The 14,762-nt window shown below is 72.8% G+C and carries 12 protein-coding genes; 5 read left to right on the forward strand and 7 right to left on the reverse strand.

The annotated features are described in order from the left end of the window. Positions 1-249 precede the first annotated feature (249 nt). Positions 250-1,065: a protein phosphatase 2C domain-containing protein gene (locus tag MKW14_RS32390; RefSeq protein WP_240868765.1), complete on the forward strand. Its 816-nt coding sequence runs from the start codon at positions 250-252 to the stop codon at positions 1,063-1,065. On the opposite strand, the gene MKW14_RS32395 is transcribed toward MKW14_RS32390, so the two are convergent. The 7 genes from MKW14_RS32395 to MKW14_RS32425 all read right to left on the reverse strand — a co-directional run bounded on the left by MKW14_RS32395 (position 1,040) and on the right by MKW14_RS32425 (position 11,388). Beyond that, positions 1,040-1,576: a COG4315 family predicted lipoprotein gene (locus tag MKW14_RS32395; protein ID WP_240868767.1), complete on the reverse strand. Its 537-nt coding sequence runs from the start codon at positions 1,574-1,576 to the stop codon at positions 1,040-1,042. The genes MKW14_RS32390 and MKW14_RS32395 overlap by 26 nt on opposite strands. A 129-nt stretch (positions 1,577-1,705) precedes the next feature. Next, the gene (locus MKW14_RS32400) at positions 1,706-2,197 is read right to left on the reverse strand and encodes a MarR family winged helix-turn-helix transcriptional regulator (protein ID WP_240868768.1); all 492 of its coding nucleotides are present in this window, start codon (positions 2,195-2,197) and stop codon (positions 1,706-1,708) included. Positions 2,198-2,419: 222 nt separating this feature from the next. Further along, positions 2,420-4,834, reverse strand: a complete 2,415-nt coding sequence (lon, locus tag MKW14_RS32405; RefSeq protein ID WP_240868770.1) for an endopeptidase La — start codon at positions 4,832-4,834, stop codon at positions 2,420-2,422. Between the two features lie 225 nt (positions 4,835-5,059). Next, complete coding sequence (locus tag MKW14_RS32410; RefSeq protein ID WP_240868773.1) at positions 5,060-5,860, reverse strand: rhomboid-like protein; 801 nt, start codon at positions 5,858-5,860, stop codon at positions 5,060-5,062. A gap of 143 nt (positions 5,861-6,003) precedes the next feature. Continuing rightward, positions 6,004-6,417 carry a hypothetical protein gene (locus MKW14_RS32415; protein WP_240868774.1) on the reverse strand — a complete coding sequence of 138 codons (414 nt, stop codon included), beginning with the start codon at positions 6,415-6,417 and terminating at the stop codon, positions 6,004-6,006. Beyond that, positions 6,414-6,788: a cupin domain-containing protein gene (locus MKW14_RS32420; RefSeq protein ID WP_240868776.1), complete on the reverse strand. Its 375-nt coding sequence runs from the start codon at positions 6,786-6,788 to the stop codon at positions 6,414-6,416. Before MKW14_RS32420 ends, MKW14_RS32415 begins: the two co-directional genes overlap by 4 nt. Positions 6,789-6,870: 82 nt before the next feature. Then, entirely contained in the window at positions 6,871-11,388 is a 4,518-nt protein-coding gene (locus MKW14_RS32425; protein ID WP_240868778.1) for an ATP-binding protein, read from the reverse strand. A 149-nt stretch (positions 11,389-11,537) separates the two neighbouring features. Between MKW14_RS32425 and MKW14_RS32430 the strand changes: the two genes are divergently transcribed. The 4 genes from MKW14_RS32430 to MKW14_RS32445 all read left to right on the forward strand — a co-directional run. Next, the gene (locus MKW14_RS32430) at positions 11,538-12,215 is read left to right on the forward strand and encodes a spermine/spermidine synthase domain-containing protein (RefSeq protein WP_240868780.1); all 678 of its coding nucleotides are present in this window, start codon (positions 11,538-11,540) and stop codon (positions 12,213-12,215) included. Positions 12,216-12,358: 143 nt separating this feature from the next. Beyond that, a complete protein-coding gene (locus MKW14_RS32435; protein WP_058923261.1) occupies positions 12,359-13,096 on the forward strand; it encodes a response regulator transcription factor in 738 nt (245 codons plus the stop codon). Then, a complete protein-coding gene (locus MKW14_RS32440) occupies positions 13,093-14,205 on the forward strand; it encodes a HAMP domain-containing sensor histidine kinase (protein ID WP_240868782.1) in 1,113 nt (370 codons plus the stop codon). The genes MKW14_RS32435 and MKW14_RS32440 overlap by 4 nt, the downstream gene beginning before the upstream one ends. A 291-nt stretch (positions 14,206-14,496) precedes the next feature. Beyond that, positions 14,497-14,762 (forward strand): 2-oxoglutarate dehydrogenase E1 subunit family protein (locus tag MKW14_RS32445; RefSeq protein ID WP_240868784.1); only part of this gene is annotated, 266 nt, incomplete at its 3' end.

Genomic DNA, 14,762 nt, shown 5'->3' on the forward strand with positions numbered 1-14,762 from the left:
CGGGCCCGCCACCCGAAGGAGTGAACATCGGAGGGGAGTTGGCGGGCAAGTTCCTCTGGCGGTTGCAGCGACCTTTTCGGGCGGGCCGGTTGGACGTCCACGGCGACCGGTGGCAATATGTGCCGCCACGCCTTCCCGGAACACCGAATTCCACCCCAAATCAGGCGTCTGACCTGCGCGAGTGCGTCAATTCGGAAACCGATGCAAGCCTTTGGTGAACCGCGTGAAGACGTCGTGCAGACTGGCCGAATGCGTACGGAACTTGTTTCGCAACCGGGAGATTCCGACCGCCCCAACGAGGACTTCGCGGCCGTCGCTCTCCCGGCTTCCGGCCAGGGTGGCGCCCTCGTCGTCCTCGACGGGGTCACCCCGCCGCGCGGCGGGACGGGGTGTCTGCATTCGGTCCCCTGGTACACGGCCAGACTGGGCGGGGCGCTGACCGAACTGACCGTTTCCCTCCCGGATGTTCCGCTCACCGAGGTTCTGTCGCGCGCGATCGCACGCACAGCTGACACACATTCCGCCACTTGTGACCTTTCTCACCCACGAACCCCACAGGCGACCGTGGTGGTGGCGCGCTGGTCAGAGGAGACGGTCGACCATCTCGTCCTGTCCGACTCGGCGTTGCTGCTGGAGTCGTCGGAGGGCTCCGTGACGCCCGTCCTGGACGACCGTCTCTCCCTCATCCCGCGCTCGGCACTGGCCTCGGACGCCGTGATCGACGCGACACTCCGCAACAAGGAGGGCGGCTTCTTCACGGCGGCGGCGGATCCGTCGGTGGCCCGTCGGGCGGTGACGGGGGTGTGGCCGCGCGCGCGGGTGCGGGCCCTGGCCGCCCTGACGGACGGCGCGGCCCGCTGGGTGGAGAAGTTCCGCCAGGGCGACTGGACGGACTGCTTCCGCCTCGTGCGCGAGGAGGGGGCACAGGCACTGGTGGACCGCGTACGGGAGCTGGAGCGGGCCGACAGCGAGCTGCGGAGCTTTCTGGGGCGCAGCAAGACGCACGACGACGCGACGGTCGTCCATGCCGAGTTGGCGGTCAGCCGGCCGCGCCGGACGCCGTGAGGGTGTGCCACTGGCCGTCCTTGCCCTGCCCGTTGGTCTGGCCGGCCGCGGTGTCGCCGACGTAGCGGTACAAGGGCCAGCCGGCCAGGGTGAGTTGCTTCTGCCCGTTCCGGTGGACGGTCCCCAGCAGGCTCTGCCGGACGCCCTGGGTGCGTACGGAGTCCTGCACGATGACGGGCAGCCAGGTCTTCACGCAGGCGCCGGAGCAGGTCCACTTGGACGGGTTCGGCTCGTCCTTGGCATAGCGGTAGAGGGTCATCCCGTTGCCGTCGGTGACCACGCCGTCCGCGCCGCGCACGGTGATCGTGACCGCGTTCCCGGCGGCGGGCGCGGTGGTCGCGGGGGTCGCGGGAGCCGGCGTGGCGGTGGCGGCCGGCGTCACGGGGGCGGCCGAGGTGACCGGGGCGGCCGGGGCCGTGGCGGAGGCGTCGCTGGAGGAGTCGCACGCCGCCAGCAGGAACGCGGAGACGAGACCTGCGACCGAAGCGAGGACGATGCGGTGCGGGATCACGGGGTTGCCCCTCCTACGGGAGTCGCCGTTCGAGTCACTCCCTAGGTACGGGGGGCGGCTCCCGCCCTCTCAGCGGCCGGTGTCACATGACGCAGTCTTGACCACCGGCCGCGCCCGCTTCCGCCCCGGCTACTTCTCCATGCCCCGGTTCAACTGAGCCACCAGCCGCGCCAGTTCGGCGACCTCGCGATGGTCCCAGTGGGAGAGCTGACTGACGTACCGGGCGCGGCGGGCCTCGCGGACCTTGGTGACGCGCCGGTGCCCCTCCTCCGTGAGGTGGACCAGCCAGGCACGGCCGTCGGCCGGGTCGGGCTCGCGGGCGACCAGGCCGAGTTCCTCCAGGGCGCGCAGCTGACGGGACATGGTGGCCTTGCCGACGCCGATGTACGCCGCGAGTTCGGTGGCGCGCTGGCGGCCGCACTCGTCGAGGCGGATGAGCAGCCCGTACGCCGCCGACTCCAGGTCGGGGTGGACCTCGCGGGCCATCTCGCCCTGGTTGGCGCGGGAGCGCCGGAACAGGATCGTCAGCTCCCGCTCCAGGGACAGGTACTCCGGGTCCGCGCCGCTCGACGTCAGCCCCGACGAGCCCCGGACCTCGTCCCCGTTACCGCCTTCGTGCACGTCAGCCCCTGCCTCGGTTTCCCGTTCGTGAAAGTTCCGCCAAAACCCGTCGCACCTCCGTCAGTATTTCGCAGGGCCGGGCCGACGGCAGCCTCCGGCCCCTGTTCACAACGCCCCGTCTTCCCCCGCGCGGCTTCGCCGCCGGGCCGGCGGCAGGCGGCACACGGCGAGGGCCCGGGCCTCCCTCACGGGACCCGGGCCCTGCCTGTCCGGCAGCGTCCGTCACGCCGCTACCGGAACCTCCGACTCCGCGTCGCTCGTGGCGGGCGCGAGGGCCAGCTCCAGGACCTGGCGGACGTCCGTGACGGTGTGGACGTCGAGCTTGTCCAGCACCTCTGCGGGCACGTCGTCCAGGTCGGGTTCGTTGCGCTTGGGGATGATGACGGTCGTCACCCCGGCGCGGTGCGCGGCGAGCAGCTTCTGCTTCACGCCGCCGATGGGCAGGACCCGGCCGGTCAGCGAGACCTCGCCCGTCATCGCCACGTCCGTGCGGACCAGCCGGCCGGAGAGCAGCGAGGCCAGGGCCGTCGTCATGGTGACGCCGGCGCTCGGGCCGTCCTTGGGGACCGCGCCCGCCGGGAAGTGGATGTGCACGCCGCGGTCCTTGAGGTCCGCGACCGGCAGTTCCAGTTCCGCGCCGTGCGAGCGGAGGAAGGACAGGGCGATCTGCGCGCTCTCCTTCATCACGTCACCCAGCTGACCGGTCAGGGTCAGGCCCGCGCCGCCCGTCTCCGGGTCCGCGAGGGACGCCTCGACGAACAGCACGTCGCCGCCCGCGCCGGTCACCGCGAGGCCGGTGGCCACACCGGGCACGGCCGTGCGGCGCTCGGCCGGGTCCTGGGCGGACTCGGGCACATGGTGCGGCCGGCCGATCAGGGCCCGCAGGTCCTCGTCCCTGATGGTGAACGGCAGCTCCCGCTCGCCCAGTTCGTGCTGCGCCGCGACCTTGCGGAGCAGCCGGGCGATCGAACGCTCCAGGGTGCGCACGCCCGCCTCGCGCGTGTACTCGCCGGCGAGCTTGCGCAGGGCGCTCTCCTCGAGGGTGACCTCGCCCTTGTCGATGCCGGCCCGCTCCAGCTGGCGCGGGAGCAGGTGGTCACGGGCGATGACGACCTTCTCGTCCTCGGTGTAGCCGTCCAGGCGGACCAGTTCCATACGGTCCAGCAGGGCCTCCGGGATGGCTTCCAGGACGTTCGCCGTGGCGAGGAACACGACGTCGCTCAGGTCGAGTTCGACCTCCAGGTAGTGGTCGCGGAAGGTGTGGTTCTGCGCCGGGTCGAGGACCTCGAGCAGGGCGGCCGCCGGGTCGCCCCGGAAGTCGGAGCCCACCTTGTCGATCTCGTCGAGCAGGACGACCGGGTTCATCGAACCGGCCTCCTTGATCGCCCGGACGATCCGGCCGGGCAGCGCGCCGACGTACGTACGGCGGTGACCGCGGATCTCGGCCTCGTCGCGCACACCGCCGAGGGCGACGCGGACGAACTTGCGGCCCATGGCGTGGGCGACCGACTCACCGAGCGAGGTCTTGCCGACACCGGGCGGGCCGACGAGCGCGAGGACCGCGCCGCCGCGCCGCCCGCCGATGACACCGAGACCCCGGTCGCTACGGCGCTTGCGCACCGCCAGGTACTCGGTGATCCGCTCCTTCACGTCCTCCAGGCCGGAGTGCTCGGCGTCCAGGACCGCCTTGGCGCCCTGGATGTCGTAGGCGTCCTCGGTCCGCTCGTTCCAGGGGAGTTCGAGGACGGTGTCCAGCCACGTCCGGATCCACGATCCTTCCGGCGACTGGTCGCTGGACCGCTCCAGCTTGTCGACCTCCTTGAGGGCGGCTTCCCGCACCTTCTCCGGCAGGTCGGCGGCCTCCACGCGGGCGCGGTAGTCGTCGGACTCCTCGCCGTCCTTCTCGCCGTTCAGCTCGCGCAGTTCCTTGCGGACGGCCTCCAGCTGGCGGCGGAGCAGGAACTCGCGCTGCTGCTTGTCGACGCCCTCCTGGACGTCCTTGGCGATGGTCTCGGCGACGTCCTGCTCGGCCAGGTGGTCGCGCAGGTGCTGGGTGGCGAGCTTGAGACGGGCGACCGGGTCGGCGGTCTCCAGCAGCTCGATCTTCTGTTCGGTGGTCAGGAAGGGGGAGTAACCGGAGTTGTCTGCGAGCTGGGACACGTCGTCGATGGCCTGGACGCGGTCCACGACCTGCCAGGCGCCGCGCTTGCGCAGCCAGGCGGTGGCGAGGGCCTTGTACTCCGTGACCAGTTCGGTGACCTGGCCGGGCAGCGGCTCGGGCACGGTCTCGTCGATGCGCGTGCCCTCGACCCACAGCGCCGCGCCCGGGCCGGTGGTGCCGGCGCCGATCCTGACGCGGCCACGGCCGCGGATCAGGGCGCCGGGGTCGCCGTCGGCGAGGCGGCCGACCTGCTCGACGGTGCCGAGCACGCCGGTGCCGGGGTAGGCGCCGTCGACGCGCGGGACCAGGAGCACCCTGGGCTTGCCCGGCTCGGAGCGGGCGGCGGCCTGGGCGGCCTCCACCGCTGCGCGTACGTCGGCGTCGTTCAGGTCCAGCGGAACCACCATTCCGGGCAGCACGACCTCGTCGTCGAGCGGCAGCACTGGCAGGGTGAGCGGTGTGGACGTCGAAGCCATGATCTCCCTTTCGGCAGTCAAGTTGAGTTATGCCGACTCAATGCGCGGCGCTCCGCGGATGTTCCCGGGTTCGCACGTCGTTCGCTGTGGGCGATCAGGGAGGCGTCCGAACACACAGCGATCAGGGAGTTGACCAGCACACAAAACACCGCCCCCGCATGCCGCCCCCGAGGGACGGACACGACAGGGGCGGCGGAGGCCGGCCTTCGTGAGGTGAGGTGGTGGCTACACGACCCGCAGCCGGCTCTGGTGTTCGCGGTGCCAGCGGCGGATCAGCGGCCAGGTGGTGATGCCTATCGTCAGGGAGATCAGATGGCCCCAGTCCGTCATCGGGTCCGTGAACGCGCTCAGGTCCTGCAGCAGCATGCCGGCGAACACGGTGAGCATCGGCCAGCGCACCCACGGCGGGAGCAGCCCCGCCAGGGCGCCCACGCTGGTGGCCACGCCGAAGCTGATGCCGTAGTCCAGGCGGTGCAGCGAGCTGTCGGGCAGATGGCCGGCCAGCACGGCCACCCCCACGGAGCCCTCGGTGGCGAGAGTGGCCAGTATGTGGCCCAGCAGGAAGACGACCGCCGTCCGCGCCCCGCCCAGCCGCCGCTCCAGCGCGGTCAGCACCAGCAGGAAGCAGATCACGTACGGCGAGGTGAACCCGCCCGCGACCCACAGCGCGCTCGCGATCAGCACCTGCACGGGCGTGCGCAGCAGGTGCGCCACGTCCGTGCTGGAGGCCTGGTAGAGGGCGTTGCGCAGGGAGGGCGAGGCGAGGGTGGCGATCGTCGAGGTGACGGCGAGCAGCGCCGCGTACCCGAAGGTGAACGGCGTGCCGGTGGGAGTGGGAAGGATCCGCCAGACACGGAGGGTGCGGGACCGGGACGGCGGTGCCGGGACCGGGACCGGTGCCGGCACCGCGGGTGCGGTGGTCGCGGTGATCGTGCCGCGCTGACGGGGCAGGCCGTCCAGCAGGTCGGAGACCTCGGGAAGAGGCGCGGCCGAGGACGTCGCGCCGGCCGTCGCGGTGTGCTCCACGTGAGAGGTGCTCCTTCCGTTTCCCCTACCTTTCGGGCCCCCCAGGGCAACTGTCCATGACGGACGCCACATCCAGGGCGATTCTCAGCGCCTTCTCAGCGTGTTGACGAACTTCTCACGGCCACCGCGCGGTCCACCGGGGTTCACGGACGCAGCAGGCTCACCTCCCTCGCGTGCGCGTCCTGGGTCGTCGGATCCCAGTCGCCCGTGCAGTACACGGACGCCTCGCCGATGGCCCCGTCCCGGATCTCGGCACGCATCAACTCCCGGCAGTACCAGGTGCCTTGCTCGTCCTCCCAGCTCTCCTCGAACTCCAGCACGAGGCCGGTGGGAGTCGGGTCGACCCGGTACCGGGGCACCGTGCCGAGGAAGGGGTGACTGCGGCGGCGTACGGCGACGAGTTCGTCGCGGCCCCGGGCCTGCAGCCGCCACTGCGGGACCGTCAGATCAAGGAGGACGTCGTCGGTGAACAGCCCGTCAGGAGCGGTGTTGGTCTCCAGGAACCGCACGAAGAGCTCGGCGAGTTCCTTGGCGCGGGTGTCGCTCTCCGTGCTCATGACCGCGCTCCTTCGAGGTTGCGGGCGACGACCGCCATGGTGGCGTTCAGCTCGGCGGTGGGGCTGAACTCGACGATCTCGGTTCCGGCGAAGACGAGGGGAACATGGCCGGGGGCGCCGTAGTAGGCGTCGCCGGCGTGGAAGACCTCGTCGTGGTCGGCGTACCGGAAGACCAGCTTTCCGGCGAGGACCTGGCCCCAGTGCGGGCACTGGCAGCGGTCGTCGGGCAGGCCCCGGAACAGCGGGGCGGGGTCCATGTCCTGCTTCATGGTCTCGTAGCCGACGGTGTAGGGCCCGACCTGGGCGTACCGGCCCTCCATGACCGGCTCGTCCATCTGGAGCTCCGCCTCGGCCTTGGATGTGCGTGGCATGGTGTCCGCCTTCCTTCGTCGTGGTCGCTTCGGCTTCGACACAGAAGGCGTGAGGTCGCGCGGCACGATGTGCGGCGGAGCCTCACAGCTTCCAGGCCGGCGGGTGTTCGGGCCGGTAGACGCAGAGGGTGCCGGTGCGCAGGGCGGTCTCCAGATGCCGCCCGAGTTCGGGATGCACCTCGGCGATCCGGCGTACGGCGGCCCGGACGCGCGCGGTGACGGCGGTGCGGGCGCGTTCGGCGGGGGAACCGGTACGACGGACCCGGCCGCCGATGCCGTACGCGGCGGCGAGCTGCGCGACCAGGGCGTCCCGCTCGACGGCGATCCGGGCGGAGCGGTCGGCGTCCCCGGCGGCGTCGGCGTCCCGCTCCTCCTCTTCCAGCTCCCGAAGCCTGCGCCGGTACGCGGTCCGTGCGGCGGCGTCGATGACCTCGCCGGTGTCCCCCTCGGGATGAAGGCCGGCGGGCCGCTCCCCGCCCCCACCGGACCCCCCGGGCGACACCAGCTCCACGGCCGGTACGGGGGTACCGGGCCGGCCGAGCAGCACGGCGATGTCACGCAGCCCCTTACTGTCGGACACCCGCACGTCCCGCCCCGCGTAACGCAGACGCCAGAGGCGCCCCTCGCGCTGAAAGAGGGGGGCGACGGGAGGAGCACCCGGTCCGTCTTCAGGGGTGTCCGGGGCGTCCCTAGGGGTCTCCGGCGCGCTAGGGATGATCGGCGCGTCCCGTGGATGGTCCGGCGCGTCCCGTGGGGCGTCCGGAGGGACATCCCGCGCGGCGTCGGGAAGGACGTCCCGTGCGGCGTCGGGAGGGACATCCCGAAGGGGGCGTGGAGGGGGATCCGGAGGGGCGCCCTGAGGGGGGTCCGGAAGGGGCGTCTGGGACACCCTGGCCGCCGCGCTACCGCCGGATGTACCGCCAACCGCCTCGTCCAGTACGCCGCCGCCAGACACACCGCCGGCCGCATCGGCCAGACCGCCGCCCGAGGCACCGCTGGTCGCCTCGTCCACCCCGCCACCGTCGAACACAACGCCGGTCGCATCGGCCAGACCGCCGCCGCTGGACGCGGCGTCCAGCGCCTCGCCTACCGCGCCGCCGCCCGACGCACCGCCTGCCGCCTCACCGACCGCACCCCCGGCAGACCCACCACCGGCCGCATCGACCACCCCGCCACCAGCAGACCCACCGCTGGCCGCCTCGGCCTCCCCGCGCCCGCTGGATGTGGCCTCCGGTGCTTCGTCCACCGCGCCACCGCCCGACACACCACCGACCGCCTCAACCGCCGCACCCCCGGCAGACCCACCACCGACCTCATCGACCACCCCGCCACCGCCGGACACACCACCGGCCGCCTCCGCCATCCCGCCACCGCTGGATGCGGCGTCCAGCGCCTCGCCCACCGCACCGCCGCCCGACGCACCGCCTGCCGCCTCAACCGCCGCACCACCGCCGGGCACACCGCTGGCCACCTCGGCCACCGCGCCACTGGCAGACACACCACCGATCGCCTCGACCGCCGCACCCCCGGCAGACCCACCGCTGGCCGCCTCGGCCACCCCGCGCCCGCTGGATGTGGCCTCCGGTGCTTCGTCCACCGCGCCACCGCCCGATACACCACCGACCGCCTCAACCGCCGCACCCCCGGCAGCCCCACCACCGGCCGCATCGACCACCCCCCGCCCGCTGGATGTGGCGTCCGGTGCTTCGTCCACCGCGCCGCCGCCCGACACACCACCGACCGCCTCGACCGCCGCACCCCCGGCAGCCCCACCACCGACCGCATCGACCACCCCGCCACCGCCCGACACCCCGCCCCTTGCCGCGTCAACCGCGCCCGCCGCACCCTCCGCCGCGCCTCCCACCTCGCCGGATCGCAGCACGCGGGCCCCCGCAGCCGCGGCCCCCAACCCCGCCCCCGCCCGTGCCGCCGCCCCGCCAGTCTCCTCATCGACCGTCCGCCGTGCTCGCGCCGCCGTCGCCCCCGCCCCCGTCTCACCGCGGATCCGGTCGGTCAAGGCCACCGCGCCCGATGTCTCGGCGGACCGTAGTGCGGCCTCTTGGTGGGCGTGGGCTCGTTGGTTGTCGCCCATGGCCGCCGCCAGCAGGGCGAGGTGGCGGTCGACGGGGCCGCGTACCGCCGCGCCGATGCCCTCGACGGCGTACAGGCCGGCGTAGGGGGCGAGGAGGTCGTACAGGGCGGGGGCGCAGGGGTGGGGGCCGGTCGCGGCCACCGTCTCCGCCGCCTGGGCCACCATCGGCAGCCACTCACTGTCGCGGGGTGCCGTGCCGAGGTGGGGCGCCACCGCCGACAGCCGACGCGCGGCCTCCTCCAGGCGGCCGAACTGCGCGGCGAGCAGCGCGAGCGTGACCCGCGGCCACAGACCGGGGAACCGGTCGAGGGGCGGCATCGCGGCGAGGAGCCGTGTCATGCCGTCGAGGTCGCCCGTGTCGGCGTACAGACACCAGCGCTGGGTGCCGGCGAGCAGCGCCGCGTTGGCGCTGCCGGCCTCGCGGCCGAGTGCCTCCACCTCGTCGAGGGCGGCAGCGCAGTCGTCGTAACGGCCCTCCATCAGGGCGCGCGAGCCGCGCCACAGCGGCACGTACCAGGCGTACAGGGGCCGCCGCAGCGGTCGTACGACCGCCTCGTACGCCGTCGCCTCCGCGTCGGCCGCCGCGAACGCGCCCGTCTCCGTCAAAGCCACCAACCTCAGCCGCCGGCCTAGGAGTTCGAGGACCGGGTCGCGCAGGTCGCGCGCGGTCGTCACGATCCGCGCGGACCAGACGAGCCGGTCGCGGCAGTGGTCGGGACCGGAAAGCGCGTCGCAGAGCGCGGCGAGGGCCGGCCCGAGAACCGACGGGTCACCGGTCTCCTCGGCGAGGCGAACGGCTTCCTCGGCGAGGGCGATCCGATGCGCCTCGGTCTCGACCAGCCCGCCGGCGAGCGACAGACGAGCGGTGACGGCGGCCCGGAGACCGGCGTGCGCGGGCTCGCCGGCCACCGCGTCCCGCGCCTCGACCAGCAGGTCGACCTGTTCCCGGTCCGCCAGGTCCACCTCGAACCCCACGGGCCCCGTCCCCAGCCCCAGCGCGGCCCGCGCCAGCAGGTCCCCCCGTCCGAGCTCCCGTGCCACCCGCGCCGCCCGCAGCAACGCCTCCCGGGCGGCCCCCGGCTCCCCGGCCCCGAACCGAGCGGTCCCGAGCCCGATCAACACCTCGGCGAACTCGGCCTGTTCACCGAGGGAGGTGCCTTCGTCCTCGTCGGTCTCCGCGGCTCCCTGACCCCACGCCTCCACGGCCCGCTCGTACCAGCGCGCCGCGTCCTCGAACGCGTAGAGCGCCTCCGCCCGTACCGCGGCCTCCCGCGCGAACCGGGCGGCCCGCGGGGCGTGTTCGGGGCCGGCGAGGAACAGGTGGTGGGCGACCTCCGCGGGGCCGGTGTCCCGGCCGCGGCGGGCATAGCCGGCCAGGACGTCGGCGGCGGCGTGGTGCAGGACGGCACGGTCGGCGGGGGTGAGGGTGTCGTACACCGCGTCCCGCAGCAGGTCGTGCCGGAAGGCGCCCCGGTCCGCCCCCGCCCCGGCCGACAGCCCGGCCTCGACCGCCTCGCCGAGCAGCGCCCGCACCTCCGTCAACGGCACCTCCGCCGTCTCCGCCAGCACGTCCAGCCGGAACCGCGTGCCGAGCACCGCGGCGACGTCCAGCACGCGTGCCGCCCGCGGCGACAGATCCGCCAACCGCTCCCGCACGGCGGCCCGTACGGTGACGGAGGAGGCGCCGGTACCGTCGTCGACGGCCGGCGGCACGCTCCAACTCCCGGCCCGCAGCGACTCGGTGACGAAGAAGGCCTCACCACCGGTGCGCCGGACGAAGGCCCGCAGCGCATCCGCCTCCGGCGCCTCCCCCGTCACCGCCTCGACCAGCTCCGCGACATCCCCCTCCCCCAACGGCCCGACCCCCAACACCCGCCCCCGCCGCAGCAGTTGCCCCCACACCCACCCCACCCCTTCGCCCTCACCGGCCCTTCCGCCGGCATCCCGTCGCCGGTCACGCCACGCCACCCCCTCCTGCCTGGTCGTGGTCAGCAGCAGGACCGGCAGGGTGCGGATGGCGTCGGACGTCTCCAGGAGGAGGCGGAGCGAGGACGCGTCGGCGGCGTGGAGGTCGTCCAGGACGAGGAGCAGGGGCCGGGAGCGGGCCGCCGTGGCGAGGAGGTCGGTCAGGTCGCCGGTGAGGCGCAGCCGGGCCGCCTCGGGGTCCGCGCCGCGCAGGGCGCCGGGGCCGGACCCGGCGACCAGCGCCCGCAGCGGCGGAGACGCGGTGACCAGCCGCCCGCACGCCGCGTCGTCCGTGACCAGCTCCCGCACCAGCCGTGACCAGGGACGGAACGCCCGCCCGGCGGTCTGCGGCGGGCACCAGGTCCACAGCGTGCGGAACCCGTCGGCGCGCGCGGCCGCCTCCTCCGCCGTACGCGTCTTGCCCGCCCCGGCGGGTCCTGTCAGCGTGACCAGCCCGCCCCGGCCCGCCGCCGCCCGGTCCAGGGCGGCACGGAGTTCCCCCAGCACGTCCTCGCGTCCCACGAACGGGTACGTCGCGGTCATGGCGGCAACCACCACGCTCTTCCAGAGATCCACCGGGGCTCGTCACGGGCCGTCCGTGCTTTCGAGCGTAGGCACCGGTGGTGTGCGGCAGCCACCCGGCGACCCGTGATCCGCCCGGCCGTCAGCACCGCTTCGTGCAGGATGGATCCATGACCACCACCTACGACACGCCTGTGGTCCTGGACCGTCGCGAGGGCCCGTACGGCGAGGTCGTGCTGCGCCGGCACGGCGAGTTGCTGCAGATCATCGCCAACGGCTGCTTCCTGATGGACACCTCGGACGGCCGCTCGGAACGGCTGCTCGTCGACGCCGCGCTGCGGGCCCTGGACGCTCGCGAGAACCCGGCCGTGCTGATCGGCGGCCTGGGCGTCGGCTTCTCGCTCGCACACGCGGCGGCGGATCCGCGCTGGGGCGCGATCACCGTCGTGGAACGGGAACCGGCCGTCATCGACTGGCACCGTGACGGTCCGCTCGCGGACATCTCCGCGCGGGCCCTCGCCGATGCCCGTACCGAGATCGTGGAAGCGGATCTCCTGACCTTTCTGCGTGAGACATCCGCCACGTACGACGCCCTGTGCCTGGACATCGACAACGGCCCCGACTGGACGGTCACCGAGGGCAACGACGGCCTGTACGCGCGGGCCGGACTCGCAAGCTGCGCAAGGGTGTTGAAACCCGGCGGGGTGCTCGCGGTGTGGTCGGCACAGCCCTCTCCGGAATTTGAAGGAACACTGTGGAATGCCGGGTTCCAACAGGTGCGTACCGAAGAGATCCCGGTTGCCCGGGGCGTTCCCGACGTCGTGCATCTCGGCGTCCGACCTGGATAGCCGAGGGACGGTCACTCCCCGTACTCTGCTTCCCTGACGCAGATCATTCAAGCGTCAATCGCAAGCATGCGCAGGCACAGCCAGGCATAGCCAGTCAGAAGGAATGACCCCACGCATTCCGGAAAGCAACTCAGGGGCGGGCGATGGAGCAGACCCACACATCCCACAACGGCACGACGGCGACCCCGGGCGCACAGCGCCGGGTCCTGGTGGTCGAGGACGACCCGACCATCGTGGACGCCATCGCGGCCCGCCTGCGCGCCGAGGGTTTCCTCGTGCAGACCGCGGGCGACGGCCCGGCCGCCGTAGACACCGCCGAGGCCTGGCAGCCCGATCTGCTGATCCTCGACATCATGCTGCCCGGCTTCGACGGTCTGGAGGTCTGCCGCCGTGTGCAGGCCGCCCGTCCGGTGCCGGTGCTGATGCTCACCGCGCGCGACGACGAGACCGACATGCTGGTCGGGCTCGGCGTGGGCGCCGACGACTACATGACCAAGCCGTTCTCCATGCGGGAGCTGGCCGCGCGGGTGCACGTCCTGCTGCGGCGCGTCGAGCGGGCCGCGCTGGCCGCCGCGACGCCGAGGAGCGGCATCCTGCGGCTCGGCGAGCTGGAGATCGACCACGCGCAGCGGCGGGTACGGGTCCGCAGCGAGGACGTCCACCTCACGCCGACCGAGTTCGACCTGCTGGTGTGCCTCGCCAACACGCCCCGCGCGGTGCTCTCCCGGGAGCAGCTGCTGGCGGAGGTGTGGGACTGGGCGGACGCCTCCGGCACCCGGACCGTGGACAGCCACATCAAGGCGCTGCGCCGGAAGATCGGCGCCGAGCGGATCCGCACGGTGCACGGCGTCGGCTACGCGCTGGAGACCCCGACGCCATGAGTGCCGGGCCGGCCGCACGGAGAGGCCCCGGGGAGCCCGAACCCTGGGGCGGTCTGCGCCCGTTCTCGATCAAGACCAAGCTGGGCGCACTGGTCGTCATCGCGGTCCTCATCACCACCGGGCTGATGATGATCGCCATGCGCACGGCGACGGAGCTGCGCTTCATCACGGTCTTCTCGATGATCGCCACACTGCTCATCACGCAGTTCGTGGCCCATTCGCTCACCGCGCCGCTGGACGACATGAACACGGTCGCCCGCTCGATATCGCACGGCGACTACACCCGCCGGGTACGCGAGAACCGCCGAGACGAGCTGGGCGACCTGGCCCAGACGATCAACCGCATGGCGGACGACCTGGAGGCCCAGGACCGGCAGCGCAAGGAGCTGGTGGCGAACGTCTCGCACGAGCTGCGCACCCCCATCGCTGGGCTGCGCGCGGTGCTGGAGAACATCGTCGACGGCGTCACGACCGCCGACCCGGAGACCATGCGCACGGCGCTGAAGCAGACCGAGCGGCTCGGGCGGCTGGTGGAGACGCTGCTGGACCTGTCCCGGCTGGACAACGGCGTCATACCGCTGCGCAAGCGGCGGTTCGAGGTGTGGCCGTACCTCTCGGGCGTGCTGAAGGAGGCCAACATGGCCGTGCCCGCGCGCGCGGGCATCGCCTCGGGCTCCGGCAGCCACACCCGTACGGACGTCCATCTGCACCTCGACGTCACCCCGCCGGAGCTGACCGCGCACGCGGACCCCGAGCGCCTCCACCAGGTTGTGGCGAATCTCATCGACAACGCCGTCAAGCACAGCCCGCCGCACGGCCGCGTGACGGTGAAGGCGCGGCGCGGCACGCTGCCGGAGTCGCTGGAGCTGGAGGTGCTGGACGAGGGCCCGGGCATCCCGCCCTCGGAGTGGCACCGCGTCTTCGAGCGCTTCAACCGCGGCGGCGCGGGCGCGTCCAACGGGCAGGGCGGGGACGGCGGTACGGGTCTCGGGCTCGCGATCGCCCGGTGGGCGGTCGATCTGCACGGAGGCCGGATCGGAGTGGCCGAATCCGAGCGGGGTTGCCGGATTCTTGTCACTCTTCCGGGAGAGACATCCGTGCCAAGTTGACGTAAAGTCCGAACCGGAGCCTCAAGATCCACCTGCGTCCGGGCTGACGGACACGTGTGATCAGGCACACGCCCGTACGCGTCGCGTGCAGGGCCCTCGTCGTCGCACCCCGACACACCCGATTCGCAGCGGAACCACGCTTGTTTCCCGCCATTTCACGGCTCGAAACCCGCTTTGAGATGTGACTTACGCGACGATGACCTTGCTCGGCCTGACCTGACCGGCCATGGGGGCGTAGCCTTTATTTCCGCTGTCCATCACCTTGTGAAGCGGAAGAGGGCGGTTGCCGCCGTGTCGCCACAGTCCCCCAGTAACTCGAGCTCCCCCACCCTTCGGGCGGGAGGTGCCCCCACGACCGAAGACCAAGCCGGGAAGAACCCCGCGGCTGCGTTCGGTCCCAACGAGTGGCTCGTCGACGAGATCTATCAGCAGTACCTCCAGGACCCGAACTCGGTCGACCGAGCCTGGTGGGACTTCTTCGCCGACTACAAGCCGGGGGCGGCCGCCACCCCGGCTCCCGCGGAGACCACCGCCTCGGCTCCGGCGCCCACCGCCCC

The organism is Streptomyces gilvus (genome assembly GCF_022513565.1).
GTDB lineage: Bacteria > Actinomycetota > Actinomycetes > Streptomycetales > Streptomycetaceae > Streptomyces > Streptomyces gilvus.